Origin of the sequence: Mucilaginibacter kameinonensis, assembly GCF_003675385.1 — a bacterium.
GTDB classification, from domain to species: domain Bacteria; phylum Bacteroidota; class Bacteroidia; order Sphingobacteriales; family Sphingobacteriaceae; genus Mucilaginibacter; species Mucilaginibacter kameinonensis.
Genome location: NZ_RCWZ01000003.1, coordinates 1,117,502 through 1,132,406 on the forward strand (window position 1 = coordinate 1,117,502; position 14,905 = coordinate 1,132,406).

Consider the following 14,905-nt stretch of genomic DNA (forward strand, 5'->3'; position numbering starts at 1 on the left):
CAATGACCAATGCCAACAACGGTGTAACAGTAAATATCAAGTCGGTAATTATTGTTTCGCTGCTTTCCGTTGCTTACCTGGCGCTTTCCACTTTCCTTATTGGTTATAAACCCGATGAGCTTACTTTGGTAGTTATTTTTAACGTGTTGTTTTATGCGTCGGCCATAACACGCAAGTTTATATTGGGCTTCACTATTTTTATAGTGTACTGGATCATTTTTGATTACATGAAGGCCTTCCCCAATTATAACTACAACCCGGTACATATCGCGCAGCTTTACAATGCAGAAAAACATTTGTTCGGCATCCACTTTAATGGGAAATTGCTAACTCCTAACGAATACTGGCTTGCCAATACAAAAACTTATATCGATGTAATATCAGGCCTGTTTTATTTGTGCTGGATCCCGGTGCCACTTGGTTTTGCCGCCTACCTGTTTTTCAAAAACAAAAAACAGTTCCTTAATTTTTCGCTGACTTTTGTTTTGGTGAACATATTAGGTTTTATAGTTTATTATACCTACCCTGCCGCTCCACCATGGTTTGTTCAATATCATGGATTCCATTTTATCCCGCTAACCATGGGAAATACTGCAGGCCTGGCCAGGTTTGACGCTTATTTTCATGCGGATATTTTTAAGAATATTTACACCAAAGGCTCAAACGTATTCGCAGCTATGCCATCGCTACACTCCTCTTACCCGGTTATCGTGCTTTACTACGGCATAAAAAACAGACTGGGGCTTGTTAATATCTTCTTTGCTATAGTAACTGTTGGCATCTGGTTCACGGCTGTATATGCAAGTCACCACTATGTACTTGACGTATTAGCCGGCATTACCTGCGCTTGTTTAGGTATAACATTGTACAACGTATTGGTAAAGAAATTTACCGGTTTACAATCTGCCTTAAACAGTTACGAAAAAGTGATCTCCTAAAAAGCTGTTTAAAAACAATTCGCGATTTTTTTCGGGTAGAGACGCATAATTGCGTCTCCCACATGCAATTTACTGTAGCAAGATGACATCCAAAGCTGCTTGTCCCACCGGAGACGCAATTATGCGTCTCTACAATTAGAAAACAATCAAATTTTAAGAGCTTCTAAGAAGCCGCTGCTGTACAAAATCTTCTTTTGTATACAATCTGCTGTACTAAAGCCCGCGCTGTGGAAAACGGCATTGCCATTGTTGATTAATATTTGCTGCGCTATTAGCCTGAAAAACAGCCTACACAGCTAATGATGGCATCAAAAGTACTCTTGCATATATAAACTACATTAAGATTACGTTAAACAGGCACGCTATTTGCCTAATTATAAGCAGATTATTGTATTTTCGAGTAATCTGTTATATGAAGAGACTTTTTACCTTACTTTTTATTCTGACAGCCGCATTTAAATTATCTGCACATGCAAGTGATCTGGATAGTCTTAAGCAAAAATTACAGATTACCGGCGACTCGCTGAAAGGCCCTATCTACACCCAAATAGCCGCTTATTATTTAACGTACGATACTGTATCAACCAGGCGGATGAAATACTATTTCCAGACCGAGGCACTTAACTATACCATGCTCGCGCTGCATTACTATTCTACATATAATGATACTTTAGGCCAGCGTACAAGCTTTAACGCGCTGGCGAAGGTTTACCGCTCACAACGAAAGTTTATCCAGGCCAAATGGTTCATTTTACAGTCGAACACCATATCGCGGCAAAAAAAGGATACTCTTAATATCATTACCTCGTTAATTGAACTAGCAGCTATTAAAAGCGATATCAAGGACTATAAATTAAGCATGAAGGATCTGAACGATGCTTTAAACCTTTCGCTCAAAACCCATGATCCTAAAAAGGAATCGGTGGTACAGGTGGGTTATGCCGAACTGTACCGCAAAATGAATGATTTTGAAAAAGCTGCTGCTGCCATTAAACGTCACGAGTTTTTAGACGATAGCCTTAACCAAGTTACGGTTGACAGTATCGCAAAGGTAGCCGCGGCAGATTCTATCAAGATCAAAAAGAAAGATTCGGTATTGGCCAAAAAAAAAGTATATACCAGCAACTCCAGGCGCAGGCCAATGCTAAGATACGCCAGGCACATAACCTCATTATCTTTCTCATCGCCACAACTCTTGTTCTCGTCGTTATAACCCTTGTTATTATTTACAGGCGAAAGAAAACCGGCCGCTGGCGTTCAGCTATCAGGCGGCCGAAACAATAATTTAAACCACATGCGTTTAAAAGTGTCATAACACTAAGATGAAAAAGTTGATGCTATTATTTGCTGCCCTGTTGTTTTTGGATAACGTTTACGGGCAAAGCAGCAAAAAATTCAGGACCGAGTTTTTAAACAGTATTAATGCTACCCGGCAAAAGGGCTGTAATTGCGGTAGCAAATATTTTCCTCCTGCTCCACCGCTCACCTGGAATAACGATCTGGAGGATGCAGCCGTAGGCCACGCCAAAGATATGGCACGCCAAAACTATTTTAGTCACGACAGTAAAGACGGACGCAGCATGGAAGACCGGATTGTTTACGCCGGATATAAATTTAAAGGTTTTAAGAGTTTTGCTATTGGCGAAAACATAGCGCAAGGGCAACTAAGTATTGCCGAAGTAATGGCAGGCTGGTTTAAAAGCGAAGGTCACTGCCGCAACCTCATGAACCCCGATTTTAAAGAAGTTGGCGTAGCGGAATATAAAACCTACTGGGTGCAGGATTTTGGCGGGCGTACCTCGTTTTCGGCACAACAGCAAAAACTCATTAAATCGGGTAAATACAAGCTAATACAGGAAAAACCTGTGGAGGGGCACTGAAAAAATACTCATGTCATTGCGAGCGATAGCGTGGCAATCGCACGGAAGCAGAGCCGCTCTGTATAGCATGCGATTGCTTCGTCGTTCCTCCTCGCAATGACAATCCCTTTATTGTTGCCATTTAGCCGTTGTGGGAGTTGCCTCCAACAACCTTACTTCTCAGCTTCCGGTTTCGGTTTCGGTTCTCTTGGGCCGCGTTTGTAAATGATAAGTCCGTTCAGGAAGTTACGCAGGATCTGATCGCCGCAGGGTTTAAAGTTTGGGTGATCATCTGCACGAAAAATAGCGCCTATTTCTGCCTTAGTGATCCTGAAATTAACCAGGGCCAAAACCTTGATGATATCATCATCAGTAAATTTCATAGCCACCCGCAGCTTTTTCATGATATCGTTATTGCTCATTATTATATCTTTCTTTTTAACAAAATTACCTCGAAATTTCCATCTTCACCTTTTTGCCTTTAATTTTTTCGGCTTTTACCTGTTTTACAACGCCCTCTATTTTATCACGTTTGATGGCAGCGTATGATGAATAATCCAACACTTCTATCAGGCCGAGATCATCCTTCGCCAATCCGCCTTTTTTAAGTAACAGACCGACTATATCCACCTTATTAACTTTATCCTTTTTCCCGGCGGCTATGTACAATGTAACCCAGGGCGATGCAGGTGGAAATATCAGCTTTTCGGGCAATTGTTCAATCTCAGGTAATTGTTTCAAGTATGGTAGCTTTTCATCGGGCGTGAGCATCAGGTACGATGTGCCCTTGGCGTTCATGCGCGCTGTGCGACCGTTACGGTGTAAAAAAGCTTCTTCATTATGCGGCAGCTGATAATGCACCACATATTCTATTTCAGGGATATCCAACCCGCGCGAGGCTAAATCAGTAGTGATCAGCAAGCGATGGCTTCCGTTTCTGAATTTTAACAGGGCCCGCTCACGATCGTCCTGTTCCATACCGCCATGAAAAATGTCATGCTCAAGCCCTTTATACCAAAGTAGTTCGCTGATCCTGTCGACGGCTTCACGGTGATTACAAAATACCAGCGTTGCCTTATTTCCTATTTTGCAGATCAGCGCGAACAAGGCATCCAGTTTATCAGCCGCCTCAGATATCACAGCTTTTTGCTTAATATCAGGAGCCGAAGTTACATTAGCCAAAAAATTTACTTCAACAGGCTTGTCCACCCCGGTAAAAGCTGGGATCTCATCCATTTTAGTGGCCGAAGTCAAGATCCGCTTTTTAACAGCAGGCAACTGCCTGATGATGTACGACATATCCTCCTGAAAACCAAACTCCAGCGCTTTATCAAACTCATCAAGTATGAGTGTATGAACGGTATCGGTGCTAAAATTTTCCTCCCGCAGGTGAAAGGCAATCCGCCCCGGCGTGCCAACTAAAACGGCAGGCGGATGCGACAGGTTATTGCGTTCAACTTTTACAGCGTGGCCACCATAACAGCAATTAATTTTGAAGCCGGTACCCATTACCTTCCAAACCTGTTCAATTTGCAAGGCAAGTTCGCGCGATGGCACCAGGATCATGACCTGTACCGTGTCAATATCGGCCTTAAGCAAATTTAATAAGGGCAATAAAAAGCCAAGTGTTTTCCCCGATCCTGTAGGCGATAAAAGAATTACATCGCCTTTTTTAGCGGCACTAAGCGCGGCAAGCTGCATAGGGTTAAGGGCAGTTATGCCGAGGTTACTCAGAGCCTGATCAATCATATGGGATTTGTTAGTTGAGGCGCAAAGATACAGTAAAAATCTGGTGGGCTAATCATTTGCGCAGGTTTAAGCGCCCACGATTAACTTAAATCGGGAGCGTGGACGCTCCTATTCACGGGCATTCAAGCGAGAGACGCTTGAACGGGTATTTTATATTACTCCATAATCTTATCCAGCTACTTCCGTACTAAAATTATGTTTGATAAACCTTGCTATTTTCTTTGCTTCGTGGTGATTTAAATTTCCCATACAGGTATATTCCCACTCTTTCAGGTTATCGTCAAAAACGATATCCCCCAAATCTGTTTCACCCTCACTTAATCTGAATACACCGGTTGCATATACATGGTTACCTGGTATTAGCTGGTGTACCGCTTCAATACTGATCCGGCGCGTACCATCCTCGGTATCCAGATCAAAAACGACCAATTTTTCCATGCTATTAATACAATAGCAGATCGGTTTTGTTTAAATAATTGCTTAAAGATTAATACAGTTACCAGCCCATGATCTCCATCACCCGTTTAAATTCAGGCTGAAGACCTGCTTCTATCTTTATTTCTTCGCCACCTACAGGATGCTTAAACATTAACTCAGAGGCGTGAAGCAGCATAGTTGTCATTTCCCATTGCTCTAAAAAAAGCTTGTTCTGCTTATTGCAGCCGTGTGTCCGGTCGCCAATAATAGGGTGAAATATATGGCTCAGGTGTTTACGCAATTGATGCATGCGCCCGGTGGTAGGCACGGCCTCAACTAAGGAGTATCGTGAGGTAGGATGTTTGCCGAAGGCAATATCAAGTTCGGCACGCTTTAGGGTTGTATAAGTAGTAAATGCATCCTGCAGGGTGCCATTTTCTTTTCGCAGGGGATAATCAATATCCTCGGTATAGGGTGTATAGCCACGAACTATCGCCAGGTATTTTTTGCTTACCTGGTTTTCCATAAATGCTTTTTGCATGGCTATTTCAACTTCTTTGTTGAATGCAAAAAGAAGGATCCCGCCGGTTTTACGGTCTATACGATGAACAGGGTTAACTTTCGTGCCAATTTGATCACGGAGCAGTTGCAGGGCAAATTCTGAAGCATCTGCAGCAATGGACGAACGGTGTACCAGCAACCCATGCGGCTTATTGATGGCAATCAAGTGTTCGTCACGATATATGATCTCTAACATCGGCATAATTATAAGACCGCGAATTTACGGCGGCATTTTGGATTTATTTCTAAAATCTTTTCCTACTGTAGAGACGCATCACATGCATCTCCCGATATAAAAGGCCCACAGTGCGGCAGACGCATGTGATGCGTCTCTACATAAGAATGCAAAATCTTTTTAAACCTCTTTTAAAAGTTCACAGATGTAAAAAAATAATTTTAAATAGTATTGGTTTTCATATCTTTAGTTCAAACCTAAAAATACAATTAAACTAATGGCTATTACAGCAAACCAGGCGAGTGCCAAACAGGCCGATGATATTAATGCAGCCCCTACCCGTTTATTTTCGTTGGACGCCCTTCGCGGTTTCGATATGTTTTGGATTATGGGTGGCGAAGAGATCTTTCACGGAATGGCTAAAGCCACCGGCTCACCATTTTGGGGCGCCATAGCCAACCAGTTTACCCATCCAGATTGGAACGGCTTTCACCTCTACGATTTGATTTTCCCCTTGTTCCTGTTCATGGCGGGTGTTTCAACTCCATTCTCTGTAGGGCGTGAACTGGAAAAAGGCAAAACCCGTCAGCAATTACTGCTTCGAGTTATAAAAAGGGCATTTATTTTAGTGCTGCTTGGTTTGGTGGTAAACAACGGGATAAAAATCATGCCCATTGCCGAGATCCGGTTCCCAAGCGTGCTCGGTCGTATTGGTATTGCTTATATGTTTGCCAACATTATTTATCTGTACAGTAAAGAGCGCTGGCAAATGTTCTGGTTTTGCTTTTTCATTATCGGCTACTGGCTGCTGCTTAAATTCACATCAGCCCCGGGCTTCCCGATGGGCGATTTGACCATGAAAGGCAACTTTGCTTCATACGTTGACCGTAGCATATTACCCGGCAGGTTGTATTTGGGTATTCACGACCCTGAAGGTCTTTTTTCAACTATCCCGGCTATCAGTACCGGCATATTAGGCATACTTACCGGCGTCCTACTTAAAAAAGGAGGTATCACCCAAATGCGCAAAGTAGCTACCATGGCTGTATTTGGCGTAATATTCCTGGTGCTGGCCCAGATCTGGAACCTTGATTTCCCAATCAATAAAAACCTGTGGACAAGCTCATTTGTGCTGCACGTAGGCGGTTTAAGCTTATTGCTGATGGCCTTATTTTACTACATCATCGACGTAAAAGGACATCAAAAATGGGCTTTTTATTTCCGGGTGATAGGAATGAACTCTATCCTGATCTACGTATCCGGTCACTTCATTAAATGGGATTATACTACCGAAGGCTTCTTTGGGTGGATAGGCCAGTTGGTTGGCGATCCGTACAATATTGTAGTGATGGCTATTTGTTACGTGATGGTAAAATGGGTGTTTCTGTATTACTTGTATACCAAGAAGACATTTTTGAGAGTATAGGAACCCTGATTAGAAGGATTTTAGGATGACCATGAGTTAAAAACATCAAGGCTATGCTAAAATCCTACAAATCAAGGTTCAGATATCGAGAAAATCCTTTAATCTTACGAATCAGGGTTCTGTTCGTTTACCCCACGCCTGCTGCTCCTCAGGAGTTAAATAAGTCCAGGCCATGATGCGGCTTACTTTTTGGCCTTGCGACATGTTAATGGTTTGTACATCTTTTACACCTTCTTTTTGAAGGGCATTAAACAATATCCTGAGATTTTCTTTTTTAGATACCAGTGTGGTGAACCATAAAACCTGCTTTTCAAATGGTTTACTTTGTGCAGCCATCAGCTTCAGGAAAGCTGCTTCACCGCCGGGATACCAAAGCTCGGTATTTTGACCGCCGAAGTTGAGAACAGGCTGTTTGTCTTTTCCTAAACCCAGGTTATCCCATTTACGCGCCGAACCGGCTGCCGCTTCCTTAGCCGAAGCATGGAACGGAGGGTTACAGATGGTCAGGTCAAACAATTCACCTGGCTTGATCACGCCCTTAAAAATATCGGCTTTTTTGCTTTGCTGCCTTAATTCAACAGCTACCTTTAACTGACTGTTTTGCTCAACAATGCTTTGTGCCGATGCCATAGCTTCCAGATCGAGTTCGGAGCCAACAAAGTTCCAGCCATACTCTCTGACACCTACTATAGGATACACCAGGTTAGCCCCTACGCCAATATCAAGTACACGCACTTTTCTTCCTTTACGTATGACACCGTTGTTAACAGACGCAAGAAGGTCAGCAGCGTAATGGATATAATCGGCACGCCCTGGTATAGGCGGACATAAAAACCCTTCGGGGATATCCCAATACTTAATACCATAGTAATGCTGCAACAATGCCCTGTTAAGCGTTTTTACAGCTTCAGGATTGGCAAAGTTGATGGTAAAGTTATCGTACTCGTTAGTGCGCACAAATGGCCTTAAAGCAGGAGTAGTTTTAATTAACGCCTTAAAATCATATCCCTCGCGATGCTTATTGCGTGGGTGCATATTGGTTTTAGCCTCGGGCTGGTTGGATTCCTGTGCTGACAATGAGATAATGTTTTGATATGTAATTAACCAACGATACCTTTCAGATCGGCTGGCGAGTAATTAATAGATTTTAATGTTTTATGATCCGCTGTACGATACACCAGGTACAAGCCATCTATCTCTTTATAATACGCATCCGTATTGGCTGTGTTTTTATAATGTTCGATGGTTTTTTCAGCCTCTTCAACTGTTTTGCAGGCTTTACTCATGTTTGAACGATGCACTTCATCAAACAGTTCTTTAAATTTTGAGCCCAGTCCAAACTCCAGTACCGCGCCCGATAATACATATTGCAGGTCGCAAAGGGCATCCGCCACTTCAACCATGTTGTTATCGATAACGGCCTGTTGTAACTCCTTTAATTCTTCGGCAATAAGTTCGATACGCAGATCGCAGCGTGCTTTTGAGGGCATAACTGGCTTTTCAACTATGGGATGCTTAAAAGTGGTATGAAATTCGGCTACCTGGGTTAATGCGCTTAAATCTTTGATCATGTTGTTTTTGGGCGATAAATAAACGGCTAAGTTATGAATTAACTAAAAGGCTTTCAAAAAATTAGTGCAAGCGGTATTAGTTACAATGTTATAGAATATAAAAATAAATAAGCAAGCACTAACTAATAACACTGATTATCAGTTTATAAAAACTTAACATACATAACGGTTGTTAACATAAATATAATATTAAAAACACACTATATTAACCTAACTTTGCATCGCGAAGAAAAAAACCGCCCCAAGTTGATTTAATCCATCCACATGAAAAACATAAAAGATAAGGCCGCTACAAAACAAGCCCGCAAAGCTCTTAAAAAACAATTAAAAGAAAAATTAGTAATTCAGATTGAAGCCCTGGTAAGTGAATTTGGCCCTGATGCAAATAAAGCAAAAAAAGCCATTGATAAAGCCGCTAAAAACCTGGCAAAAACATTGGCTGCCAAATTAAGCCCTGTTGTACATGCCGTTCCTACTGAACCGAAAGTAAAAAAAGAGAAAAAAGCAGCCGAAGCAATTGCGCCTGAAAAGGTAAAAGTGAGCAAAAAAGCAAAAATTGCCGAAACTGAAAAAGCTTTATAATTAAAAAACCTACCCCAAAAAAGACATTTAGTTTATTTTTTAAATCCATAAAAGCCAATTATTAAAGATATAAACGCTTTAATAATTGGCTTTTTTAGTTTAATTTAAAATACACATAAAAAAACCACAAAACGAAACAATATTTCATATAAAAATCAAAAAACATAATTTTAAAGTAGAAAAATCACAATAAAACATAGTAAATATTGATAATAGTTTAATAATTATTAACTTACATTAAATTAACAGCATCAATAAAGCTTTACCAACCGTTTTATGAAGAAATTTTTACCACTTACCTTTATTTTGCTAACCATGTCATCCCTCCTGGCATTAGCACAAAAGAAAACTATTACCGGAACCGTTACCGACGCTGCAAACAGTGCGCCTATGCCCGGTGTATCGGTACATATTAAAGGGAGTAACTTAGGCACCAGCACCAACGCCAAAGGGGTATATACCATTTCGGCGGCAGCTACCGACGAATTGGTAATAAGTTACACCGGCTATAAAACACTTACCGTAGGTATTAACGGGCGCAGTAAAATTGATATCTCCCTGGTAAGCGATGTGGCCCAGCTAAACGAAGTGGTATTAATAGGTACGCGCTCGGCAGGGCGTGTAAAGCTGGAAACGGCTGTTCCGGTTGATGTTGTTAACGTAGGCAAAGCCGCTTCTGTAACCGGACGAATGGATATTACAGACATTCTTAATTATTCGGCCCCTTCCTTTAATTATAATAAACAATCAGGCTCTGATGGTGCCGACCACGTTGAGTTGGGTACCTTACGCGGTCTTGGGCCAGATCAGACACTGGTTCTTGTAAATGGCAAACGCCGCCATTCCACAGCTTTCGTTTCCGTATTTGGTACACGCGGTCGCGGTAACTCGGGTGTCGATCTGAGTTCGATCCCAACGGCTTCTATCGACAGGATCGAGATCCTTCGTGACGGCGCTTCGGCACAATACGGTTCTGATGCTATCGCGGGTGTTATCAACCTGGTACTAAAGAAAACCACCGGTGTATTTAACGCCAATGTAGGTTACTCCGGTTATTACGACCCTGCCTTTAACAGCGGCAAAAGCGTTGTTTCTTCGCAATATCCGCACGGCGGCGCAATTGACGGCAACGGCATTACTATTGATGCCAACTATGGTTTAGCCCTTGGTAAAAATGGCGGCTTCATCAACTTTACCGGCGATTATGCCAAAAACGGCAAAACCTTCCGCCAAACGCATGATACCACAACCTCAAACCCTAAAGCGCTTCCTATAAATCCGTACAGGCGGGCCAATGGTGATGGATCGGCCGAGAGCGGTACATTCTTTTTCAATCATGAGTCGCCTCTTGCCGGCACCCGTACCACGCTATACAGTTTTGGAGGTTACAGCTATAAGGCATCCGACGATTATGCCTTCACCCGTAATTTCTCCGGCAGACCAGAACGCTTCCCTACCGATAACAGCGGCAACATAATTCCTGTTAGCGGCATTATTTTTAATACTCCCGACGGCGAATCTTATTATAACCCCATCATCCGCACACACAACACCGATATCGCGGTTGCAGTAGGCGCAAAAGGCACTTTGGGCGATGCCTGGGACTGGGATTTGAGCAACAACATAGGCAATAACAAATTCCACTTTTTTGGCTACAAAACTTTTAATGCTTCTTTAGGCGCAGATAAAACCAATTTTGATGATGGCGGTTCGGAGTTTTTACAAAACACCAGCAACCTGAACATTAATAAACATTTTGGCAATGTAATGCAGGGCCTTAACCTCGGCTTTGGTGGCGAATACCGTTACGAACGTTATAAGATCTTTTCGGGCGAAGAAGCATCGTACAAAAACTACGACCCAACGGGTGTAAAAGCGGCAGGTGCGCAGGGCTTCCCCGGCTATCAGCCCAGCGACGCGGTAAGTGCCCATCGCTCGGTTGAAGGCGTGTACGTTGACCTTGAAGGCGATATCACCAAACAATGGCTGGTTGACTTTGCCAACCGCTACGAACATTACAGCGATTTTGGTTCAAACTTTAATACAAAACTGGCTACTCGTTACAAAATCACCGATAACTTTAATATCCGCGGGTCCTTAGGTACAGGTTTCCGTGCGCCATCGTTACAACAGATCAATTACAGTTCAACCTTTACCAATGTACAGGGAACAGTAATATCCGAAGTTAAGATAGCGCCAAACTATAGCCCTATCACCAAAGCGGCTGGCATCCCTAACCTTAAACAAGAAAAATCAAAAAATGCCGGCCTGGGTTTTACCTTTAAACCAATACCTGAGTTAAGTTTTACTGTTGATGGCTATTATATTAAAGTTACCGACCGCGTAGTGCTTTCGGGCCAGTTCAGTGCCGACGACGAAACTCTCGATCCTACATTTACCAATGCCCTGAAAAATTTGCATGTAAGCTCCGCCCAGTTTTTTGCCAATGCGGTTAACACTACTAACAAAGGTTTGGATGTAGTAATTGAATATAACAAAACCATTGGTGCAAACAGGTTCAGAGTATTGTTCACTGGCAATTTCCAAACCATGAAGATTGACAAGGTAAACTACCCCCCTATTTTAGGAACTACCGCTGCCCTGCGCGAAACCTTCCTGAGCGAACGTGAAAAGAAATTCATCCTTGCATCGGCACCGCCTCAAAAACTTAACCTGAACCCTGAGTTTAGCCATAAAAACTTTACGGTAGGAACCCGCTTTACCTACTTTGGTAAAGTAGTAATTGATGGCTATGGCGATGGTACAACACTTACCCCTACGGTGCCTACTGATGATGGTTCGGCACAACTGCCCGACCAATACATTTACAGTGGCAAAGTTGTAAGCGACTTGTATTTTGCTTACAGAGTGGCCAAATCTGTTCGTTTATCTATTGGCGCCGATAACATTTTTAACGTACACCCCGATCTTGCTTATGTAAAAGGCGCAAAGGGCTACGCCTTTAATAACGAGCCATCGGGTCCGTTTGATGCCGTGCAAATGGGACAAAACGGTCGCCGCTTTTTCGCAAGGGTAGGCTTTACATTTTAAAACTATTAACTGACAGATCTCATAGCTTAAGGCGTCCAGGTTTTCCGGGGCGCCTTTTTTATTTTAGGGATAATTTATAAATATCAAAAGCATTGTAACTTTATCCGCCGATAAAACTCTAAACTTGCAAACTGTTAAAACATGTTAAACAAGTGCGAAAGTTATTTTTTGTACATTCTTTAACTTAGCATTGCAGATAAAGAATGCCTGCACCCAATCAGCATATTACCCATACCGACGAACAGCTACTACAACTCATAGCCGGCGACAATCGCGAGGCTTTTACTGAGCTGTATAACCGGTATTGGGATAAAACCTTCGCGGTAGCCTACCACCGTTTGGATGATGAGCACGAAGCCGAAGAAGTGGTTCAGGAAGTGTTTTTAAGTATCTGGCAACGCCGTGCAAGCCTCAAGTTAACCCATACCCTGGCAACCTATCTTTCGGTTGCGGTTAAATATAAAGTGATCAACCATCTTGATCGACAATACAGAAAGCAGCAGCATTTAGATGAACTTGCTTTTACCTCAACCGAAACTGAGGACACCACAATTCAATGGCTGGAAGAAAAAGAACTACGCGAACGGCTTGACCACAGTATCAATCAACTGCCCGAAAAATGTCGCATTGTATTCCTGCTGAGCCGCGATGAAAATAAAACCTATGCCGAGATAGCGTCAGAACTTGGCATCTCACAAAAAACAGTCGAGGCCCATATGTCAAAAGCTTTAAGTTCATTAAGGCAGTCGCTTGGTGTTTCCTTACCTGTACTGATTTTACTGCTTAGTTAAGAACACTGTACTTTAATTTAATGCCCGTCAGACTTTCTTGTAATGAAGCGCAATGCAGCCTGATTCAAGAATCTTTGATTCAATTAGCTTTAAGCCCAAGTTTTCTTTTAAACCGGTGGCCTCCAGCAAGCCTCTGCCCTCGCCTACAATTACAGGGTGGATCACAAAATTAAATTCATCAACCAGGCCAAGTTCAATAAGCTGCAAAGGTAGATTTACACCTCCTATCGAAATATTGCCACCCGGTTGCTGTTTTAATTTTCGGATCTCATCGCCAAGGTTTGCGTGGGTAATCGTTGTATTTCTATCGTCGGCAATGGTTAATGTCCGCGAAAACACGAGTTTTTCAATCCCATCAAATGCCCATGCAAATTCGCTCTCCTCTTTGGTTGAATTAGGATCTTTTGCTGCATCCGGCCAATAAGGAACCATAAGTTCGTAGGTTTTACGCCCGTATATAATCAGGTCTACGCCATCCATAAGCCGGGTAAAATATTCCAATATATCCTTGCCACCGCCAAATTTGGTATGGTCGCAGCATCCGTCTAAACTCAGGTTAATACCGTAAATTACTTTTCTCATCTGATCGGGTTTAATTGGCTTTTTTTAAAATTAGCAAATTTCAACCGACATAACCTATACAGATTTCTTTCTCGCCAAAAAGAAAAAACCTTGCTGTAAAATATTTTTCATTTTGTACTAAGGGTATCTGCCTTCATCTCTGACTATATGTGCAAAAGGTTGAAAGATCAGTTACAATGGAAAACAATAATACCTACAACGTAAAGGAACTTGCTCACAAGTTAATGCAGGGCACCATCAGTCCGGACGAAAAGATCTGGCTTGATGCGTGGTACGCCAATTTTAGCGATGAGGAAGTTTTGTTATCGGCCTCAAAATACCAAACTCCCGAACAGCTGCGGGAAAGTATTTTGAACAAGATAACCGCACGAATGGAAACACCGGTGAAACCCGCGCGTAAGGTAATTACCTTATGGCGAAGTATAGCTGCTGCAGCGGCTGTGGTATTGCTGGTTACATTCGCGGCGCTTTACAAAAACGAGGTATTGGAAGTTGTTGATCCGGCCAAACAGGTTGAACTGGTAACCTCCCCAGGCAAACACCGGCAAATCAGTTTACCTGATGGTACACGCATCTGGCTTAATCCCGGCAGTAAGATCAGCTATCCTGATAAGTTCAGGGCCAAAGAGCGATTGGTAAAACTGGAAGGCGAAGCGTTTTTTGATGTGGTACATGATGAGGACCACCCTTTCGTGATCCAATCAGGCCAGCTTAAAACAGTAGTACTGGGCACCAGCTTCAACGTTAAAGCCTACCCTGATGAGATCATATCTGAAGTAACGGTCATCAGCGGAAAAGTGGCTGTGCAGGAGCATGATCTGCCTAAAAGCAAACAGGCTATCATGGTACTTAACCAGCGTGCTGTTTATAACAAAACCAACAGATCGTTGATTAAACAGGATTACCCCAACGCGTCAAAATTCCTGTCGCAGCGTACCGGTTTGTTTAGTTATGATGGCGCATCTCTGCAAAACGTTACCGATGACCTATCGCTCCAGTATGGCATCCGCGTAAATCTGGCTCCGGGCATTGCTCAATCGGGCTTTTACGGACATATCAACACTAACGAGCCGGTGGATAAAACGCTTAATAAACTTTGCGCTGTAATGGACCTGCGCTGGAGTAAGCTTAACAACGGCTACTACCTGCAACCTTTGCCTCCCAACAATTAACCTTTTCATTTTTTTAAACATCCCCCTAAAA

At 42.6% G+C, this 14,905-nt stretch carries 15 protein-coding genes; 8 read left to right on the forward strand and 7 right to left on the reverse strand.

Going from position 1 to position 14,905, the window contains the following annotated elements; all coding sequences use genetic code 11:
* Positions 1 to 2 precede the first annotated feature (2 nt).
* The 3 genes from EAH55_RS17870 to EAH55_RS17880 all read left to right on the forward strand — a co-directional run bounded on the left by EAH55_RS17870 (position 3) and on the right by EAH55_RS17880 (position 2,818).
* Positions 3 to 938, forward strand: coding sequence for a phosphatase PAP2 family protein (locus tag EAH55_RS17870; protein ID WP_121810815.1), 936 nt, complete (start codon positions 3 to 5; stop codon positions 936 to 938).
* A 412-nt stretch (positions 939 to 1,350) separates the two neighbouring features.
* Positions 1,351 to 2,151, forward strand: a complete 801-nt coding sequence (locus EAH55_RS17875; RefSeq protein ID WP_112574174.1) for a hypothetical protein — start codon at positions 1,351 to 1,353, stop codon at positions 2,149 to 2,151.
* Positions 2,152 to 2,260: 109 nt separating this feature from the next.
* Positions 2,261 to 2,818, forward strand: coding sequence for a CAP domain-containing protein (locus EAH55_RS17880; RefSeq protein WP_121810816.1), 558 nt, complete (start codon positions 2,261 to 2,263; stop codon positions 2,816 to 2,818).
* A gap of 152 nt (positions 2,819 to 2,970) precedes the next feature.
* On the opposite strand, the gene EAH55_RS17885 is transcribed toward EAH55_RS17880, so the two are convergent.
* The 4 genes from EAH55_RS17885 to EAH55_RS17900 all read right to left on the reverse strand — a co-directional run bounded on the left by EAH55_RS17885 (position 2,971) and on the right by EAH55_RS17900 (position 5,720).
* On the reverse strand, positions 2,971 to 3,219 hold the full coding sequence (locus EAH55_RS17885; RefSeq protein WP_112576055.1) for a DUF1456 family protein: 249 nt from the start codon (positions 3,217 to 3,219) through the stop codon (positions 2,971 to 2,973).
* Positions 3,220 to 3,244: 25 nt separating this feature from the next.
* Positions 3,245 to 4,546, reverse strand: a complete 1,302-nt coding sequence (locus tag EAH55_RS17890; RefSeq protein WP_121810817.1) for a DEAD/DEAH box helicase — start codon at positions 4,544 to 4,546, stop codon at positions 3,245 to 3,247.
* Positions 4,547 to 4,714: 168 nt separating this feature from the next.
* On the reverse strand, positions 4,715 to 4,984 hold the full coding sequence (locus EAH55_RS17895) for a hypothetical protein (RefSeq protein ID WP_121810818.1): 270 nt from the start codon (positions 4,982 to 4,984) through the stop codon (positions 4,715 to 4,717).
* Between the two features lie 58 nt (positions 4,985 to 5,042).
* Positions 5,043 to 5,720: a pseudouridine synthase gene (locus EAH55_RS17900; protein WP_121810819.1), complete on the reverse strand. Its 678-nt coding sequence runs from the start codon at positions 5,718 to 5,720 to the stop codon at positions 5,043 to 5,045.
* A gap of 256 nt (positions 5,721 to 5,976) precedes the next feature.
* Between EAH55_RS17900 and EAH55_RS17905 the strand changes: the two genes are divergently transcribed.
* Positions 5,977 to 7,125 (forward strand): acyltransferase family protein, encoded by a 1,149-nt coding sequence (locus EAH55_RS17905; protein ID WP_121810820.1) that lies wholly within the window; start codon positions 5,977 to 5,979, stop codon positions 7,123 to 7,125.
* A gap of 111 nt (positions 7,126 to 7,236) precedes the next feature.
* Here the strand turns inward: EAH55_RS17905 and rlmF are convergent, their stop codons facing one another.
* Complete coding sequence (rlmF, locus tag EAH55_RS17910) at positions 7,237 to 8,202, reverse strand: 23S rRNA (adenine(1618)-N(6))-methyltransferase RlmF (protein WP_244228236.1); 966 nt, start codon at positions 8,200 to 8,202, stop codon at positions 7,237 to 7,239.
* A 23-nt stretch (positions 8,203 to 8,225) separates the two neighbouring features.
* Complete coding sequence (locus EAH55_RS17915) at positions 8,226 to 8,696, reverse strand: pyrophosphohydrolase domain-containing protein (protein ID WP_208644875.1); 471 nt, start codon at positions 8,694 to 8,696, stop codon at positions 8,226 to 8,228.
* 264 nt (positions 8,697 to 8,960) lie between these two features.
* On the opposite strand from EAH55_RS17915, the gene EAH55_RS17920 reads away from it, so the two are divergent.
* The 3 genes from EAH55_RS17920 to EAH55_RS17930 all read left to right on the forward strand — a co-directional run bounded on the left by EAH55_RS17920 (position 8,961) and on the right by EAH55_RS17930 (position 13,120).
* On the forward strand, positions 8,961 to 9,278 hold the full coding sequence (locus EAH55_RS17920) for a hypothetical protein (RefSeq protein ID WP_121810822.1): 318 nt from the start codon (positions 8,961 to 8,963) through the stop codon (positions 9,276 to 9,278).
* A gap of 276 nt (positions 9,279 to 9,554) precedes the next feature.
* Positions 9,555 to 12,329: a TonB-dependent receptor gene (locus EAH55_RS17925; protein ID WP_121810823.1), complete on the forward strand. Its 2,775-nt coding sequence runs from the start codon at positions 9,555 to 9,557 to the stop codon at positions 12,327 to 12,329.
* Between the two features lie 203 nt (positions 12,330 to 12,532).
* Complete coding sequence (locus EAH55_RS17930) at positions 12,533 to 13,120, forward strand: RNA polymerase sigma-70 factor (protein ID WP_121810824.1); 588 nt, start codon at positions 12,533 to 12,535, stop codon at positions 13,118 to 13,120.
* Positions 13,121 to 13,147: 27 nt separating this feature from the next.
* Here the strand turns inward: EAH55_RS17930 and EAH55_RS17935 are convergent, their stop codons facing one another.
* On the reverse strand, positions 13,148 to 13,702 hold the full coding sequence (locus EAH55_RS17935) for a dihydrofolate reductase family protein (protein ID WP_121810825.1): 555 nt from the start codon (positions 13,700 to 13,702) through the stop codon (positions 13,148 to 13,150).
* Positions 13,703 to 13,878: 176 nt separating this feature from the next.
* On the opposite strand from EAH55_RS17935, the gene EAH55_RS17940 reads away from it, so the two are divergent.
* Positions 13,879 to 14,874 carry a FecR family protein gene (locus EAH55_RS17940; protein WP_162996926.1) on the forward strand — a complete coding sequence of 332 codons (996 nt, stop codon included), beginning with the start codon at positions 13,879 to 13,881 and terminating at the stop codon, positions 14,872 to 14,874.
* The last annotated feature ends 31 nt before the right edge of the window (positions 14,875 to 14,905 follow it).

What these genes read in the sequence shown, in the direction of transcription:
- EAH55_RS17870 (WP_121810815.1), top strand. Translation starts at nt 3, where the DNA reads ATGACCAATGCCAACAACGGTGTAACAGTAAATATCAAGTCGGTAATT.
- EAH55_RS17875 (WP_112574174.1), top strand. Translation starts at nt 1,351, where the DNA reads ATGAAGAGACTTTTTACCTTACTTTTTATTCTGACAGCCGCATTTAAA.
- EAH55_RS17880 (WP_121810816.1), top strand. Translation starts at nt 2,261, where the DNA reads ATGAAAAAGTTGATGCTATTATTTGCTGCCCTGTTGTTTTTGGATAAC.
- EAH55_RS17885 (WP_112576055.1), bottom strand. Translation starts at nt 3,219, where the DNA reads ATGAGCAATAACGATATCATGAAAAAGCTGCGGGTGGCTATGAAATTT.
- EAH55_RS17890 (WP_121810817.1), bottom strand. Translation starts at nt 4,546, where the DNA reads ATGATTGATCAGGCTCTGAGTAACCTCGGCATAACTGCCCTTAACCCT.
- EAH55_RS17895 (WP_121810818.1), bottom strand. Translation starts at nt 4,984, where the DNA reads ATGGAAAAATTGGTCGTTTTTGATCTGGATACCGAGGATGGTACGCGC.
- EAH55_RS17900 (WP_121810819.1), bottom strand. Translation starts at nt 5,720, where the DNA reads ATGTTAGAGATCATATATCGTGACGAACACTTGATTGCCATCAATAAG.
- EAH55_RS17905 (WP_121810820.1), top strand. Translation starts at nt 5,977, where the DNA reads ATGGCTATTACAGCAAACCAGGCGAGTGCCAAACAGGCCGATGATATT.
- EAH55_RS17915 (WP_208644875.1), bottom strand. Translation starts at nt 8,696, where the DNA reads ATGATCAAAGATTTAAGCGCATTAACCCAGGTAGCCGAATTTCATACC.
- EAH55_RS17920 (WP_121810822.1), top strand. Translation starts at nt 8,961, where the DNA reads ATGAAAAACATAAAAGATAAGGCCGCTACAAAACAAGCCCGCAAAGCT.
- EAH55_RS17925 (WP_121810823.1), top strand. Translation starts at nt 9,555, where the DNA reads ATGAAGAAATTTTTACCACTTACCTTTATTTTGCTAACCATGTCATCC.
- EAH55_RS17930 (WP_121810824.1), top strand. Translation starts at nt 12,533, where the DNA reads ATGCCTGCACCCAATCAGCATATTACCCATACCGACGAACAGCTACTA.
- EAH55_RS17935 (WP_121810825.1), bottom strand. Translation starts at nt 13,702, where the DNA reads ATGAGAAAAGTAATTTACGGTATTAACCTGAGTTTAGACGGATGCTGC.
- EAH55_RS17940 (WP_162996926.1), top strand. Translation starts at nt 13,879, where the DNA reads ATGGAAAACAATAATACCTACAACGTAAAGGAACTTGCTCACAAGTTA.